At 64.5% G+C, this 16392-nt stretch carries 12 protein-coding genes; 9 read left to right on the forward strand and 3 right to left on the reverse strand.

Translation table 11 applies throughout. The features are described from left to right. Positions 1–96 precede the first annotated feature (96 nt). Positions 97–990, forward strand: a complete 894-nt coding sequence (gene era / locus ACDA63_RS02670) for a GTPase Era (protein ID WP_373661618.1) — start codon at positions 97–99, stop codon at positions 988–990. A gap of 53 nt (positions 991–1043) precedes the next feature. On the opposite strand, the gene ACDA63_RS02675 is transcribed toward era, so the two are convergent. Continuing rightward, positions 1044–1433 carry a VOC family protein gene (locus tag ACDA63_RS02675; RefSeq protein WP_373661619.1) on the reverse strand — a complete coding sequence of 130 codons (390 nt, stop codon included), beginning with the start codon at positions 1431–1433 and terminating at the stop codon, positions 1044–1046. Between the two features lie 238 nt (positions 1434–1671). On the opposite strand from ACDA63_RS02675, the gene ACDA63_RS02680 reads away from it, so the two are divergent. From ACDA63_RS02680 to ACDA63_RS02710, 7 genes are all read left to right on the forward strand, one after another. Next, entirely contained in the window at positions 1672–2952 is a 1281-nt protein-coding gene (locus ACDA63_RS02680) for a fimbrial protein (RefSeq protein WP_373661620.1), read from the forward strand. Between the two features lie 153 nt (positions 2953–3105). Continuing rightward, positions 3106–3636, forward strand: coding sequence for a fimbrial protein (locus tag ACDA63_RS02685; protein WP_373661621.1), 531 nt, complete (start codon positions 3106–3108; stop codon positions 3634–3636). 65 nt (positions 3637–3701) lie between these two features. Continuing rightward, the gene (locus ACDA63_RS02690) at positions 3702–4469 is read left to right on the forward strand and encodes a molecular chaperone (RefSeq protein WP_373661622.1); all 768 of its coding nucleotides are present in this window, start codon (positions 3702–3704) and stop codon (positions 4467–4469) included. Then, positions 4466–7087 carry a fimbria/pilus outer membrane usher protein gene (locus tag ACDA63_RS02695; protein ID WP_373661623.1) on the forward strand — a complete coding sequence of 874 codons (2622 nt, stop codon included), beginning with the start codon at positions 4466–4468 and terminating at the stop codon, positions 7085–7087. The genes ACDA63_RS02690 and ACDA63_RS02695 overlap by 4 nt, the downstream gene beginning before the upstream one ends. Continuing rightward, entirely contained in the window at positions 7084–7809 is a 726-nt protein-coding gene (locus tag ACDA63_RS02700) for a molecular chaperone (protein ID WP_373661624.1), read from the forward strand. The genes ACDA63_RS02695 and ACDA63_RS02700 overlap by 4 nt, the downstream gene beginning before the upstream one ends. A gap of 512 nt (positions 7810–8321) precedes the next feature. After that, positions 8322–8945 carry a response regulator gene (locus ACDA63_RS02705; protein WP_373661625.1) on the forward strand — a complete coding sequence of 208 codons (624 nt, stop codon included), beginning with the start codon at positions 8322–8324 and terminating at the stop codon, positions 8943–8945. Further along, on the forward strand, positions 8945–12532 hold the full coding sequence (locus tag ACDA63_RS02710) for an ATP-binding protein (RefSeq protein ID WP_373661626.1): 3588 nt from the start codon (positions 8945–8947) through the stop codon (positions 12530–12532). Before ACDA63_RS02705 ends, ACDA63_RS02710 begins: the two co-directional genes overlap by 1 nt. A 16-nt stretch (positions 12533–12548) precedes the next feature. Here ACDA63_RS02710 and ACDA63_RS02715 read toward each other — a convergent pair whose 3' ends face one another. Together ACDA63_RS02715 and ACDA63_RS02720 are read right to left on the reverse strand one after the other, a co-directional pair. After that, positions 12549–13400 (reverse strand): aldo/keto reductase, encoded by an 852-nt coding sequence (locus ACDA63_RS02715; protein WP_373661627.1) that lies wholly within the window; start codon positions 13398–13400, stop codon positions 12549–12551. 38 nt (positions 13401–13438) lie between these two features. Then, positions 13439–15010: a peptide chain release factor 3 gene (locus ACDA63_RS02720; protein ID WP_373661628.1), complete on the reverse strand. Its 1572-nt coding sequence runs from the start codon at positions 15008–15010 to the stop codon at positions 13439–13441. A 186-nt stretch (positions 15011–15196) separates the two neighbouring features. On the opposite strand from ACDA63_RS02720, the gene ACDA63_RS02725 reads away from it, so the two are divergent. Further along, positions 15197–16093 (forward strand): DMT family transporter, encoded by an 897-nt coding sequence (locus ACDA63_RS02725; protein WP_373661629.1) that lies wholly within the window; start codon positions 15197–15199, stop codon positions 16091–16093. The last annotated feature ends 299 nt before the right edge of the window (positions 16094–16392 follow it).

Genomic DNA, 16392 nt, shown 5'->3' on the forward strand with positions numbered 1-16392 from the left:
AAGGCGTAGCATCCCGGCGATCTCCGCGCCCACGCGCGGTTTGTAGCACCCATGGCCGGTAATGTTGCCGGTGATCACCTGTCTGAAGGATTTCCCATGACTGAAAACATGCTTCCGCACACCGGCTTCGTCGCCATCGTCGGGCGCCCCAACGTCGGCAAGTCGACGCTCCTCAACCGTCTGATCGGCCAGAAGATCAGCATCGTCTCGCGCAAGGCGCAGACCACGCGCCACCGCATCACGGGCGTGCTGACCGAAGGTTCTAACCAGTTCATCTTCGTCGACACGCCGGGTTTCCAGACGCGTCACCGCAATGCGCTCAACCGCGGGATGAACCGCACCGTCACGCAGGTGCTGTCGGAAGTCGACGTCATCCTGTTCGTGATCGAGTCCGGCCGCTTCGGCGCCGAGGATCGCCAGGTACTGGAGTTGATGCCGAAGGGCGCCCGCGTCGTGCTGGTCATCAACAAGGTCGACCTGTTGGAGGACAAGGGCGAACTGCTGCCGTTCATCCAGAAAATGAACGATGAATTCCCCTTTGCCGACATCGTTCCGGTCAGCGCCCAGCGCGGCAACAACGCGCCCGAACTGCTCCGCACCGTAGGCCAGTATCTGCCGCAAGGCGACTGGATGTTTGGCGAGGAAGACATCACCGACCGCAGCGAGCGCTTCCTGGCGTCCGAATTCCTGCGCGAAAAACTCTTCCGGCTGGTGGGGGAAGAGCTGCCTTACGGCATGGCGGTGGAAATTGAAAAATTCGAAGTCGAAGGCAATCTGCGCCGCATCCATGCCGCCATCATCGTCGACAAAGAGGGGCACAAGGGCATCGTCATCGGCAAGGGTGGGGAGCGTCTCAAGCGCATTTCCACCGAAGCGCGCGTCGATCTCGAAAAACTCTTCGACGGCAAGGTCTACCTCGAAGTGTGGGTGAAAGTGAAGAGCGGCTGGGCCGACGACGAACGTGCGCTGAAGAGTCTCGGCTACGAATGATGCCGAGCCTGCCCACGTAACGCCGCGCGTGGGCGTGTGCGGCGACGTCGCCGCTACACAGTGATTTCGATCCGGTTGCCTTCCGGATCGAGAATCACGCTCTCGTAGTATCCGTCCCCCGTGCGTCGCGGCCCATCGAGCCGCACGCATCCTTCTGCCTCAAGCTTCCGTGTCAGCGCGTCGACCTCCTGCTCGGAGCCGACCGAGATTGCCATGTGGGTGTATCCCATCTGCATGACATGCGGGTCATCCCCAGCCGGAAGAATGTCCGGCCGCTGCATGAGTTCCAGCCGCGCGCCCGAGTCGAAACTCAGGAATATCGAGGCGAAACGTTTCTTTTCATTCACGTATCGCGGCGAGGCCATCGCGCCGAAGTGGCGCACGTAAAACGCGCTCAGTCCGTCGACGTCGCGGGCCCAGAGGGCAATGTGTTCGATGCGCATGAAAGACTCCCAAGGTGGCTGCTGGAGATTGTCCGTCACCGATTTCCTTCGGGCGGTGACATCCATCCGACGACTCGCAGATTGTGCGCCGGGTGTTCGAAACATTCTGTATTCGTTACTCGGACACATCTGACTTTGCTGGAAGGATGTCCCGATATTTGCTCTTGTTCTTGCCTTGCACAATCCGCGTCCAATGACGTCAGGGTCATCCCTGAACGACAAACGCGGAGGAGCGACAGTGAGCACTCGGTTTTGGGCAGCAGCAATCGTTTGGACGACGGTGGCCCTGTGTCTGAAGACACAGGTCGCGCACGCCGGCTGCCTGTACCAGGCCTCCACGAGCACCAATAACTGGTCGCTGGCGCAGAACCAGCCCATCGGCCCGTCCTCGCTGACGATCTACCCGCTGCGTTTCCAGCCGGCCGGCACGGTGCTGTTCGATCGTACCTACGATATGAGCGAACTGCTCGCGGCCGACCCGGAAGTCGTGCTCTACAAATGCCAGAACGCAAACGACGCGGCGACCTCCTTTGCTGCCCTGCGGCTGGATGACACCTACCAGTACGGCGGCTTCACCGCCAACGGCACGCAGTATTACTTCATGCAGTACGTCTACCCGGCGCAGGCGCCGGCGACGCACCACACCACCACGGGTTGGGCCTTGTTCGGCGTGAATCCGGATGGAACCGAGCGCGCAATGATCTGGCGCGACGACACGTCGTTGTCCAACACGGCCGTGCAGTTCTCGGTGAGCGGCTACGAGGCATCCACGCTGTCGGACAAGGCGACGTACCCCTATGTCGTGAAGGTCAAGCACTTTCCGCGTGTGCGGCTGGTGTTCGCTCGCGCACCGTATGACGAAAACAAGTTCGCCGTCGTGAGCGACGGACTCATCGGCCGCATTGGTTACGGGGCGTACGCCGGCCTTTATTCGACCGACGCGACCTACGGCTACATCAAGTTCGGCAACTACCAGCCCACGGCCACCGCCGCGTGCGGCGTGTCGGACGTGCCGCGCACCGTGAACCTGGGTACGCATGCCAAGGCCACGATCGTCGAGGACGGCGGCGGCGACTGGGTCAGCTTTCCCGTGCAATACGAATGCAGCGGCACCAACTCGCCGATCGGCAGCCTGCGCGTCGGATTCGAGCCGCAGAACCGCAACCGGCTGGTATCGGGCGATCCGCGCTTCCTGTTGTCGGATGACAGCGGCACCAACGCCACCGGCGTGGCCATCGTGCATCGCCGCAGCGGCGAAACGAGTAACCGCAACTGGGTGCAGAACTCCGGCTGCAACGGCGTGAGCACCAGCACCGAAAACCACTCGAACTGCCCCCTGGCATCGGGGCAGGGGCAGGCCGATGGCTGGTACCCGGTACAGCCCGTATCGAGCGGAACGAGCGACGGCCTGAACTACTACGGCGAAAACTTCGAGGCACGCATCGAGCATCTCACGGGCCAATCCGTGACGCCCGGAACGGTGCGCGCCACGGTCAATGTGCTGGTGAACCAGCCATGACGGGCGTAATGGCCCGCAACTTCCATGTCCGTGTCCGGCTTTCCGGGATGCGGCAGGACGCATGTCTTGCGCTGTGCAAAAGGCATGCAAATGTGTGTCGCCTGCCGTATGCAGCGCGAATTGACGACAAACCTCTTTGAATCGAGGAAAACCATGAAACTGAAGACCACTTTCTCCATTCTCGCTGCTACCGGCCTGCTGTCGCTGACGGGCGCTGCCTACGCGGACAACACCATCACTTTCGACGGTGAAGTCGTAGACACCACCTGCGAGCCGGCAGTCGCCAACGGCGACTACACCGTCGTGCTCGACCAGGTCGCCAAGTCGGAGCTGAGCGCCGTCGGCGTCTACAGCCGCGTGAGCACGCCGTTCTCGCTGCAGTTCATCAACTGCCCGGCAACCGCGACGCAAGTCGGCGTGGTGCTCAACTCCAGCACCTACGACGCCACCACCGGAAACCTGACCGACGTCGCCGGCTACGGCAGCGATGCCGTCCAGATCGCCGTTCAGGACGAAGCCGGCGACCCAGTCGTGGTCGGTGCCGCTGCGCCGACGTCGCTCGTACCGGTGGTCAATGGCACGGCGTCGATTCCGTTTACCGCCAACTACTACGTCAAGGACATCGCAGGCGTGACGGTCGGTCTCATCAAGACCACCGCCGTCTACTCCGTTCGCACGCAGTAATTCGTCCGCAGCACCCCCGCGCGTCGTTGATCGATGCGCGGGGCTTCATTCCGGGGAGTCGCATCGTGATCTTCAGGAAAGTCATGGCCACCGTGCTGGCCGCATGTCTCGCCCACGCGGTGCCCGCGTCTGCTGGCGTCGTCATGTACGGCACGCGCGTCATCTACCACGAAGACAATCGTACGGTCTCCGTGCGCCTGGCCAACAAGGACAACGTACCCAACCTCATGCAGGTGTGGGTGGATCATGGTGAAGGTCGTCCGCCCGAGGGCGCCGATGCTGTCCCGTTCGTCGTCACGCCGCCGCTGTTCCGTCTCGCGCCGCAAGGCCAGCAGAACGTACGCATCGCCTTCGACGCCGCTGCGGGCGCCTCGTTGCCGCGTGATCGCGAGTCACTCTTCTGGTTCAACTTCCTGCAAGTGCCGCCCACCGATGCTCACGCCCAGCAAGCCCAGGCGATGATGCAAATGGCATTTCACCAGCAGGTCAAGCTTTTCTACCGCCCCGCGGGTCTGCAGGGCGATCCGGCACAAGTGCCGGCCGCGCTGCGCTTCGCCATCGAGCCGGTGCCTGGCAAAAAGGGCGCATGGCAGATCGTCGTGAACAATCCGACGCCCTATCACGCGAGCTTTTCCGGGCGCGTTGCGCTGAGCGCGGGTGGCACCGAAACCGAGATCGACATGGGCGACCAGCCCACGGTGGCACCGTTCGCTTCGGTTTCGTGGCCGGTGACGAAGGTGCAGGCGCCTGCCGGCGGTGAGATCGCGTTCTCGCTGATCGGCGATCGTGGCAACCTCATGGCGGGCCGCGCGGCTGTCGCGGTACGGCAATGAGACGGCGGCGCAAGCGCGATCTCTGCCCGGTACGGCTCTCGTCGGCCCACCGCGCGGTGTGGCGCGCGCTGGCAGCGTGCAGCATGCTCGGCGTGGCCGGCGTCGCATGCGCGGCGGATCGGCGGCCCACGTCTGCCACGGACGGAGAGCAGGTGAGCTTCAACGGTGCCTTTCTTCGGGGTGCGGCAGCCAATGTCGATCTGTCCGTGTTTGCCAAGGAAGCGGCCCTGCCGCCTGGCACGCATGAGCTCGACATCTACGTGAACGGCAATTTCCTGCAACGTGCCAAGGTGCTGTTCGTGCAGCAGGACTCCGCCGTCGTGGCGTGCCTCGCGCGGCAGACCTTCCTCGATGCCGGCGTGCTCGAAGACGCCCTGGCGAAGACCGAAGGCGATGACTGCATGCCTGCGTCTCGCGCCGTGGAGGGGGGCCGGACGACGGTCGACGTGCCGCGCATGCGGCTGGACGTGCAGATTCCGCAGGCGCTCATGCATCGCACCGTGCTCGGCTATGTGCCGATGTCGGCGTGGGACGAGGGCGCGCCCGTGGGCTTCCTCAGATATTCCGGCAGCTACTATTCGCGCTCGGCCGGCAACACGGGCACCAATAATGAGTCCGGCTTCGTGAGCATCGACGCCGGCGCCAATCTCGGGCTGTGGCAACTGCGCAACCAGTCCAGCTATCGCTATTCGAGCGGCGGCGGATCGCAGTTCAACCTGGGCGGCACCTACGTGCGCCGCGCCCTGCCGAGCTGGCAATCGGAGGCGACGGCGGGCGAGATATCGACACAGGGCGGCATCTTCGATTCCTTCGATTTTCGCGGCGTGCGCCTGTCGAGCGACGATCGCATGCTGTCGCCCAACCGCCAGGGCTATGCGCCGGTGATTCGCGGTACCGCCAACACCAACGCACGGGTGGTCGTGCGCCAGGGCGTGTACGTGGTCTATGAAACGACCGTCCCGCCCGGGCCCTTCGTCATTGACGACCTCTATCCCACGCAGAATTCCGGCGATCTTCAGGTCGAAGTCACCGAGTCCGACGGGCAGGTGCGCAGCTTCGTCGTTCCCTACGCGGCAGTGGCCAACTCGCTGCGCCCGGGCCTGTCGCGATACGCCGTCCACGCCGGGCGCACCAACGTGCCCTACATCGGCGCCAAGGACGCCACCTTCGGGCAGGCCACCTACGAACATGGTCTCAGCAACGAGATCACGCTCAATGGCGGCGCGCAGGCTGCCAGCAATGGCTACTGGTCGGTCGCGGCCGGCGGCGTGTACGCGTCGAGCTTTGGCGCGCTGGGGGCCAACCTTGCCTATTCGAGCTCGAAGGTGGACGGGGCGCGCACGGGCGGCTGGCAGATGCGCGCCTCCTACAACAACACCTTCGCGCCGACAGGCACGACACTCACGCTGGCAGGCTACCGTTACTCAACGAGCGGCTACCGTACGCTGGCCGATTCGCTCAATGGAGGCAGCACGCCGTACTACCACCTGGACGATACCGGCGGCTATCTGCGTTCCAACACGTTCCGGCAGAAGAACCGCTTCGACCTCACGCTGAGTCAGAGCCTTGGCCAGTACGGCTCGATCAACGTGTCGGGCGTGCGCATGCAGTATTACGACGGCCTTCGCCCGTCCGACCAGTACGCGGTGAGCTACAACAACTCGCTCGGCAAGGTCGCCTACAGCCTGAGTCTGGCGCGCGAGCGCGTCAGCTCGCCCGAAGGCGGGCGTTCCCAGACGGCGGTAATGCTGTCGCTGAACATTCCGCTCGAAATCGGCAATCGTGGCAGCACCCTGGGGGCGAGCATCTCGCGTCGCTCCTCCGAAGGCACGCAGATGCAGAGCAGCCTGACGGGCACCGCCGGCGCATCGGCCGAATACTCGTACAACTTCAATGCTTCGCGCGATACCGGGGCCAACACCACCGGCGTGGGCGCCAACCTCACGCGTGCAACGTCGGTGGGCACTTTCGGCGCAGGCGCTGCGCGTTCGGACGGCAGCACGATTCTCTCGGGCACCGCGCGCGGCGCAGTCGTGGCGCACGAAGGCGGCATGCTGTTCGGTCCGTACATTGGCGAGACCTTCGGCATCGTCCACGCGCCGGGCGCGGAAGGCGCCCAGCTTCGCAACGCGCCGGGCGTGACCCTCAACGAGGACGGCTACGCATTGGTGCCTTCGCTCATGCCGTACCGCTACAACACGATTTCGCTGGACCCGGCCGACATGTCCGGCGATGCCGAACTCGAAGACACCCAGCGTCGCGTGGCGCCCTACGCCGGGGCGGTGCCGTACATCCGTTTCGAAACGCGGACCGGCCACGCGGTGCTGGTGAGCGTGCGCGACCAGCAAGGCGGTGCGTTGCCGCTGGGCGCCACGGTGAAGGATGCCGACGGGCGCGAAATCGGCGTGGTGGGGCAGGGCAGCCGGCTGTATGCCCGCGTGCCCGCTCGCGAGGGCGTCATGCACGTCTCGCGCGGCAACCAGCCGGATTGCGAAATCCCATACAGTCTGCCCTCGGAGCGCCTGGACGAGCCTGTCATTCGCTTCCAGGCGGCCTGTGCAGCGCCCGGCACGCGCCTGCGCGCCGATACCGCTGTACCCAACGTGGCGAGCCGATGATGACGGGCGTTCTACGAACACTTCTACGTACCGCCATCGCAGCCGTCTCGGCAGGCGTTTTCGCCAGCGGGCCGGCGGGCGCTGCGGCGGGCCTGTTCGTGGAGGGCTCGCGGCACATCTATCCTGCGGGGGCACAGCAGATCAGCGTGCAGGTGCACAACCCGAACGACCATGCCGTCATGCTCCAAAGCTGGATCGACGCGGGGGACGTCGACGGCGATCCGGACGACGCTGGTGTTCCGTTCATCGTCGTGCCACCCGTTACGCGCCTGCAGCCGGGAGAAACGCGCGCCCTGCGCATCATCGGCACTGCTGAGTCACTGCCTGAGGGACGTGAAAGCGTCTTCTGGCTGAATCTTCAGATGATTCCGCCGGTCGAGGAGGCGACAGGCTCTGATGTCCTCACCGTATCGGTGCGCCAGCGCCAGAAACTCTTTTATCGCCCGAAGGGGCTGGAACAGGGCTCGAAAGCCTGGATCGGACAACTTCGCTGCGTCGTGGAGCCTGGCGCTCCGGCGTCCGCTGCATGCAGGAACGATAGCCCCTACAACGCCACCATCGATCGGTTGCAGGTCGATACCGCAAACGGCGTGGCGACGGTGCCGGGGGCCATGTTGCCCCCCTTTTCCTCGCAGTCCTTCGCCCTGCCGGAAGGCGCCCGGGCGGTGCATGCCTTCGTCATCGATGACCGCGGCGCAGTCGTCCAGGCGTCTCCGCGCTAGCCTGCACGGCCATTTCCGCCCGAGCCCGCATCGCGGGCTTTTTTGATGGTTTCGCACGGCTCGTCCGGCACGAATTGTTACGAACACGCCGAGTAAGTTTGGCCGTGATCAAATTGCCACGTGATGAAGCAATTTCTAGGATATTTCTGAACTCATAGGGAGAACTTGCCTATATAGCCCATTCGCACCCAAAGAGAATATCCGCGCCTCGGACTCGTTCGCAGTGCTCCATAGGGCACATTCCCACAGCGAAACGGGCATAGAGAGTACGGAGGAGGTTGCATGAACTGGGAGCATGACACGCGGCCGCACTCGCGCGCCGATCGTTCCGCCGAACGGGCGATCGCGGCACTGCTGGCAACAGCCCCCCGCACGGGGCACGACACGAACGGTGGAGCCTTCGAGCAGGCTCTCACCCTTGCCTATACTGGAATCCGTCCTGCCTGCCGTGCGATGGGCGCTGTGGCGGTGCCCGGCCGATTCGACAAGCAAACGGGACATGGAGGTTGCGCATGTACAGCGTAGTACTGGTTGAAGACCATCCCACCATGAGAATGGCCGTCCGCTCGCTGCTCACTGCCGAAGCCGACATTCGCGTGGTACATGAATCCGGGCAGGCCGCCGATGTGATTGATTACATCCGCGAGCACCGGGTGGACCTCGTCATCCTCGATCTCGAGCTGCATGGTTCGAGCGGCCTGCCGCTGCTGGGCGAGCTTCGCACGCTGCGGCCCGGCATCAAGGTGCTGGTGCTGTCGGCGCAGGACGAAGAGATCTTCGCCTCGCGCGCGCTCATGGCCAACGCCAACGGCTACATCAGCAAGAGCAAGGAACCGGCCGAGATCATGCATGCAGTGCGTACTGTGCTGGGCGGCTACGTGTACTTCCCGGTGTCGGCACTGGCGCGCGAACGCCAGGCGCGCGGCGTGCCGGGTTCGGCGCTGACCAACAAGGAACTGACCGTGTTGCAGTTGCTGGCCAAGGGCCTGTCCAACCAGCAGATCGCACACGACCTGCAGATCAGTCACAAGACGGTCAGCACGCACAAGGCGCGCATCCAGGAAAAACTCGGTCTGCGTTCGTTGATCGATCTGGCTGAGTACGCCAAGGTCAACAACATCATCAAGGACCTGTGATGCGCAAACTGCTGCGGTGGCTGGCGATGGCGGCATTCGTGCCGCTGGCGTCGATGGCCGCCACCGAAAGCAGTGGGGTCTATCGGCCGACCAGCTGGTTGTCCGATGATTTCCCGGCGCCGCCCAGCGGCGCGCCGGTGATCCGCGTGGCGGCAGTGGGCAACGGCGACCTGCCTTTTCTCATTACTGCCACTCGCCACAACCGTGTGGAAGGCATCATCGCCGACTACCTGTACGTGATCGGCTCGCGTGCGGGGCTGCGTTTCGAAGTGCACACGTATCCGACCTTGAGCCGCGTGCTCGAAGCCGTACGCAGCGGAGAAGTCGAACTCGCCGCGGCCTTCGAATCGGACGGCCACGATGGACTGATTGCATCGATCCCGTATTTCGGCAACAGGCAGGTGATCGTCCGTCGCGACGATGCGGGCGACATATCGCGCCCGCGCGTGGCACTGGTGGCCGACCGCAATCGTTCGTCGGCCATCGACGCGGACTTCCCGCCCGAGCAGCAGGTATGGTTCGCCAATGCCGTGCAGGCAATGACCGCTGTGGCCAACGGCCAGGCGGATGTGGCCATCGCCAACGTCATCGCGGCCAATCACATCATTGATCAACTTCAGCTGCTCAATCTCAGCATCACCGATTTCGCCCCCTATTCGGAGAGCGCGTTCGCTTTCGTCGCGCGCGAGGACGAGGCGGGCCTCATCTACACCATCAACGACGTGCTGGTCGATCTGCCGATCCGCCTGGAAGGCGAGGTACGCAATCGTTGGGACGGCGCCGAGCGCCACTATCGCTTCGAGCGTCGCCCCACCTTGCGCGCCGAAGAAAACGCATGGATCGCCTCACACCCGGTCGTGCGCTACGCGGCCATGGCCGACGTGGCACCGTTCCTGTTTCTCGACAAAGATGGACGCAAGGCGGTCGGGATGTCGGTTGACCTGCTCGCGCGGATCTCGGAACGCACCGGATTGAGGTTCGAGCCCGTGTGGTACACGCGTGTGCAGGACGTACGCCAAAGCTTCAGCGACGGCAACGTGTGGCTGGTGCCGGTGGCGGTCGTCGATGGCAGCGACCCTTCGGTACGCCTGCCCACGCAGCGCTACGCGCAGACCCTGTGGGCGATTGTCACGCGCGCCAATGACAACTCGGTCTCCGGCCCGGGTGACCTGGCGGGCAAGCGTGTCGGCGTGCTGCCACAGACCACGCTGATGCACTACATGCGAGAGAACTTCCCGGCCGCCACGCTGGTGCCGTTCGACAACTTCTCGGCGCAGACCGAGGCGTTGCTCGACGGTCATGTCGACGCCGTGGTGCGCGAAATGGCGGGCGCCAACTACATCATCTCGCAGCGTTACCAGGGGCGGCTGCGCGTGGCGTCCACGCTCAACGACCAGCCGATGTCGATCGGCATGGCCGTGGTGCCGACGCTACCAATCCTGCGCAGCATCCTGGACAAGGCCATCGACAGCATTGCGCCGGAAGAAATGGAATCATTGCGTCGCGAATGGTCGCCGCGCCAGTCCAAGGAAATGCGTTACGGCCTGACCGAGGCGCAGCAACGGGCCGTGCCTATGGCCATACTCGGTTTGCTGGCCGTGATGGCGGCCGGCGGAGCCATCATGGGCTGGCGCATCTGGCGACGGCGCCGCAGCGAGCAGTTGCTCAAGACACAGGTCGAACGCCAGAACAGCTTGCTCGACGGCTTACCGTCGGCAGTATTCATCCGCGACGAATACGGGCGCGTGGTGGCCTGCAACGCGCGTTTTGCGGCCGATTATGGCCGTCCCCAGGACGAACTCGTCGGCCAACTGCTGACGGCTGGCGACTGGTCGACCGAGGCCCGCGCATTGAACAACCAACTGCAGGCCATCTGCGCGAAGGCGGCCGAGGCCGGAGAGGCCCGCTTCGAAGATGCCGAGGTGGGTCACGAAGGCCAATCCGGCAATCCGCGCTGGATCATGTTGTGGGCGGTACCGTTGCGCGATGGCGATCAGCCCACCGGACAAGTCATCGCTGGCTGGACCGACATCAGCGAGCGCAAGCGCGTGGAGCGCGACCTGGAGAGCGCCCGTCTCGAAGCCGAGACCGCCAATCGCAGCAAGAGCGCGTTCCTCGCCACCATCAGCCACGAAATCCGCACGCCGATGAACGCCATCCTCGGGCTGCTCGAACTGCAGCTCGACCGCGAAGGGCCTGCCGACAAGGACAGCCTGCGGCTGGTGCGCCAATCGGCCCAATCGCTGCTCCGTCTGATCAGCGACATCCTCGACTTTGCGCGCATCGAAGCAGGCAAGCTCAACATCGTGCTGGCGCCAGCCAGCCTCGCGGAAGAACTGGCGCGGCTGTCCGAGATCTACAGCCCCCTGGCGAGCGAGCGCCGCATCGGCCTGGACATCGACGTCGACGAACACGTGCCGCCGTGGCTCATGATCGATGCCATGCGCGTGCGGCAGGTGGTGGGCAATCTGCTCAGCAATGCCATCAAGTTCACCAACAAGGGCGGGGTGACGCTGACCGCCACGTGGACGCCGGATGGTGACGCTCGTGGCACGTTGCGCGTGGTTGTCCGCGACACCGGCATCGGTATTCGCGAGTCCGATCAGGCCGTCCTGTTCCAGCCCTTCAGCCAGGGTGAAGGCAATGCCGCGGCGCGCTTTGGCGGTACCGGACTGGGATTGTCGATCTGCCAGGGGCTCGTGCAAGGTATGGGCGGCACCATCCGGCTGGACAGCCAATACACCGTCGGGACCACGATCACCGTCGACATCCCGGTCAGGGTGGCCGCAGAGCCGGAAGTCGAAGCCGAGGCCCCTCCATCGTGCCGGATCATCGCCCCCGATCTGCGGGTGCTGATCGTCGATGACCATGCGCCGGGACTGATCCTGCTGACGCAGCAACTCAAGATGCTCGGTGTCAGCCCGGCCACCGCGAGCAACGGATTCGAAGCGCTGGAAGCATACGAGCGCAATCCGTTCGACGTGATCATCACCGACATCTCGATGCCGATCATGGACGGCTACACGCTGGCCCGTGAAATCCGCAGCGTGGAGAGGGCGCGCGGATTGCCGCCGTCGGTCATCGTCGGGTGCAGCGCCGATGCGCGGCCCGAGGCCGAGCGCATCGCCCGCGGCGCTGGCATGGACGAATGCCTGACCAAGCCGCTGGCGCTGGACACGCTGGCCGGCGTGCTGGAACGGCAAGTCGACCCGCCGGCGCCCGCTGAACAGGAACTCCACGACGATGGGCCGTTGCGCTTCATCCGCGCCTTCTCGTCGGGCAACGTGGCGGTCGAGCGCGAATTCCTGCAGTCCCTGCTCGGCAGCAACGCGGAAGCGCTGCAGGATCTTGCGGAAGCCGATCGCGTAGGCAACGTGCGCGCCCTGCGCGAGGTCGCTCACAAACTCAAGGGATGCGGGCAGATGATCGGGTCGAACAGCTTGATCGACGCCTGCGCCGCGCTGTCGCGTGAGGTGGAAGGCGACAGGCAGGCGGCAGTGGCCGCATTGCGTAGTGAAGTCGAGCGCACCAGCGAGCAACTCGAACGGCTGCTGCGCTCGCTGGAAGATACGCAACAGCCCGCGTAGCGCTCGGGCGACTGCCTCAGACCACGTCCAGCGGTTCGCGCGACACCGGCGGCGGGAACGCCGCGTCGATCCTTGCCAGATGGTGTGGGTCGAGCGCGATCGCGGCGGCGCCCGCATTTTCGCGCACGTGCGCGTCGCGTGCGGCCTTGGGGATAGCGATCACGTCACCCTGGCGGATGACCCAGGCCAGCGCCACCTGTGCGGGCGTGGCGCCGATTTCGTCGGCAATCCCCACGATGTCCGGGTGGCCGAGCAGATCTTCACGCAGGTTGCCGGCCTGCGCCAGCGGGCAATACGCCATCACCGGCAGGGCGTGCTCGCGGCACCACGGCAGCAGGTCGAATTCGATGCCGCGCGAGGCGGCGTGGTAGAGCACCTGATCGGTCGCACAGGCGTCGCCGCCCGCGCGCCAGAGTTCGCGCATGTCGTCGGTGTCGAGGTTCGACACGCCCCAGCGGAGGATCTTCCCGGTGTCGACGAGCCGTTCCATCGCGTCGATGGTCTCGGCCAGCGGCACGCTGCCGCGCCAGTGCAAGAGATACAGGTCGATGTAATCGGTGCCGAGCCGGCGCAGCGAAGCGTCGCATGCCAGCGACATCTTGCTGCGAGAGGCGTGATGCGGATAGACCTTGGAGACCACGAAGACCGAATCGCGCCGTCCGGCGATGGCTTCGCCGACCACCTTTTCCGCGCCGCCGTCGGCGTACATCTCGGCGGTGTCGATGAGCGTGAGCCCCAGATCGATGCCCAGTTGCAGCGCACGCACTTCCTGGCCGCGCGCACCGGCATCGTCGCCCATGTACCACGTGCCCTGTCCGATGGCGGGAACGGAGGTGCCGTCGGGCAACTGGACGTTTCGGGTTGTCATCGCAATGTTCCTCTCCGCCCAGCCGACCGGGGTGGGCATCAATAGATTTCGCGCGTCTCCAGGAAGCGCACGTTCGGATGGCGTTCCTGCGCCATCTGCAGATTCACGCGGTTGGGGGCGAGATACACGTAGTCGCCCGCGCCGTCCTGCGCCATGTTGCCCGGCGCCTTGTCGAGCAGCGCGCGAATGTCGTCGTCCTTGCCGCGCAGCCAGCGGGCCGTGGCCCACGCGCAGGGTTCGAACACGGCTTCGACACCGTATTCATGTTCGAGCCGGTGCGCGACCACGTCGAACTGCAGCACACCCACCGCGCCGAGAATCAGATCGTTCGACGCCAGCGGACGGAACAACTGCGTCGCGCCTTCCTCGGCGAGCTGCTGCAAACCCTTTTGCAACTGCTTCATCTTCAGCGGATTCCTGATCTGCGCGCGGCGGAACAGTTCGGGCGCGAAGGAGGGGATGCCGGTGAATTTGAGGTCTTCGCCCTCGGAGAAGGTATCGCCCAGGCGGATCGTGCCGTGGTTGGGAATACCGATGATGTCGCCCGGCCAGGCTTCGTCGGTGGTGTTGCGATCCTGCGCCATGAACGTGATGGCGTTGTTGATCGCCAGTTGCTTGCCCTGCGAGACCTGCTTGATCTTCATTCCCCGGGAGAACTTGCCCGAGCACACCCGCAGGAACGCGATGCGGTCGCGGTGCTTGGGGTCCATGTTGGCCTGGATCTTGAACACGAAGCCCGAGAACTTGCCTTCCGCCGGCTCGACCTGACGCGACTCGGCCGGCCGCGCGAGCGGAGCGGGGGAGAGATCCACGATCGCGTCGAGCACCGATTGCACGCCGAAGTTGTTCACGCCCGAGCCGAAGAACACCGGCGTCTGCTTGCCGGAGAGGTACTTGTCCTTGTCGAAGGCGTGGGACGCGCCGCGAACCAGTTCGACTTCCAGGCGCAGCTCGTCGGCCTGTTCGGCGATCAGCTCATCCAGGCGCGGATTGTCCAGCCCTTCGATGATCTCGGAAGTGCCCTTCTCGGCGTGCGGGTCGAAGAACGAGATGGTGTCGTTGTAGAGGTGATATACGCCGCGGAAGCGTTTGCCCATGCCGATCGGCCAGGTCATCGGCGCGCATTCCATCTCCAGCACCGATTCGATTTCATCGAGCAGATCGATGGGCGCCTTGCCTTCGCGGTCGAGCTTGTTGATGAAGGTAAGGATCGGCGTGTCGCGCAGGCGGCACACGCCGAGCAGCTTGATGGTCTGCGCTTCGACGCCGTTGACCGAGTCGATCACCATTACTGCCGAATCGACGGCGGTCAGCGTACGGTAAGTGTCTTCTGAAAAGTCCTCGTGCCCCGGCGTATCGAGCAGGTTCACGATGGCGTCGCGGTACGGGAACTGCATCACCGATGAAGTCACCGAGATCCCGCGCTGCTTTTCCAGCTCCATCCAGTCGGACGTCGCGTGGCGCGCAGCCTTGCGGGCGCGCACTTCGCCGGCCACCTGGATGGCGCCGCCGAACCACAACAGCTTTTCGGTGAGGGTCGTCTTACCCGCGTCAGGGTGGGAAATGATCGCAAACGTGCGGCGGCGGCGGATTTCTTGCTCGAGGGACATATCGGAATGCGGAAAAAGAGGTGCGACAGGCTGGTTTCCTGCGCCAGGCGCGGATTATACGGCAGGGCGAGGTGGCTCACCGATCCCTTGGCACTGGCTTTGACACATCGACCTGAATCCGCCGCGCCTTCACCGCGTGCGCCGCCACTGTAGAATCCCGCGGTTTCGCCACGCGCAGGTCGCCCCATGCCCCATACCGCCAATCGATTGCCCCGCGAAGGACTGATCCTGCTGCTCAGCCTCGCGCTGTGCTGGGGCTTCAACTGGTCGGCGATGAAGACCGTGCTCACCGAATTGCCGCCGCTGAGTTTCCGCGGCTTCTGCCTGATCTTCGGCGGCATCGGCGTGCTCGTCATCGCCCGTCTGAACGGCAAACCGCTGGCGATCCCGCGCGGCTATGGCGCAAAGCTGTTCTGGCTGGTGCTCTTCAACATGGTCGGCTGGAACGTGTTCGCCACTTACGGCGTCAAGCTCATGCCGTCCGGCCGAGCGGCATTGTTGGGCTACACCATGCCGCTGTGGTGCGTGCCGCTGTCGGTCTGGCTGCTGCACGAAGCGCTCGACGCCCGCCGTCTGGTCGCCCTGGCGCTGGGGCTGGGCGGTGTTGCCGTACTGCTGTCCCAGAGCCTGACCAGCCTTGCCAGCGCACCGCTCGGCGTAACGCTGATGATCGCGGCCGCATGGTGCTGGGCCACCGGCATCGTGCTGCTCAAGCTGTGGAAGATCCCCATGAATACCGTCGCCCTGACTGGCTGGATGATGCTGTTCGGCGGCATTCCGGTGATCCTCGGCGCCTTCTTCATCGACGGCTTGCCACAGAAGCCGCTGTCGCTGTGGCCAGCGCTGGGGCTCATCTACAACCTGCTGATCGGGTTCATGTACTGCTACTGGGCGTGGAATCGGTTGGTGTTGCTGGTGCCGGTGTCTGTGTCGTCGCTGTCGTCGCTGCTCACGCCGCTGGTGGGAATTGCGTCGGGGATGATTTTTCTCGGCGAGCAGCCGGGGTGGCATGAGGGGATTGCGGCGTTGTTGATTCTTGGGGCGGTGGGGGTGGTGTCGGTGGGGAGCGCCAAGCGGTTTTAGCGCTTTCTGTTTGTTTCGCCTCGGGGCGGAAGAGCACGGAGTGTCACCGGCCATTGCATCCCATGCGCGCGGTGATGAAGGCCCTTCCTTGCTTAGGGCCTGGTTTTTCTAGGCTTGGTCTCGACTGTTGGAGTACGTTGGCCGGGAGTTCGCCCCGGCGGGCGAGTCACTTTCTTGTTTTCGACAAGAAAGTAACCAAAGAAGCGACCCCACAGCGTCGTCGGCCTGCGGCCGATCCCCTGCGCTGCGCGGCCGAGAAGGCAGTGCGGCGTTCGTCGCTACGCTCCTCAGACAGTCCT

Source organism: Uliginosibacterium sp. sgz301328, from assembly GCF_041807905.1.
GTDB lineage: Bacteria > Pseudomonadota > Gammaproteobacteria > Burkholderiales > Rhodocyclaceae > JBGVSA01.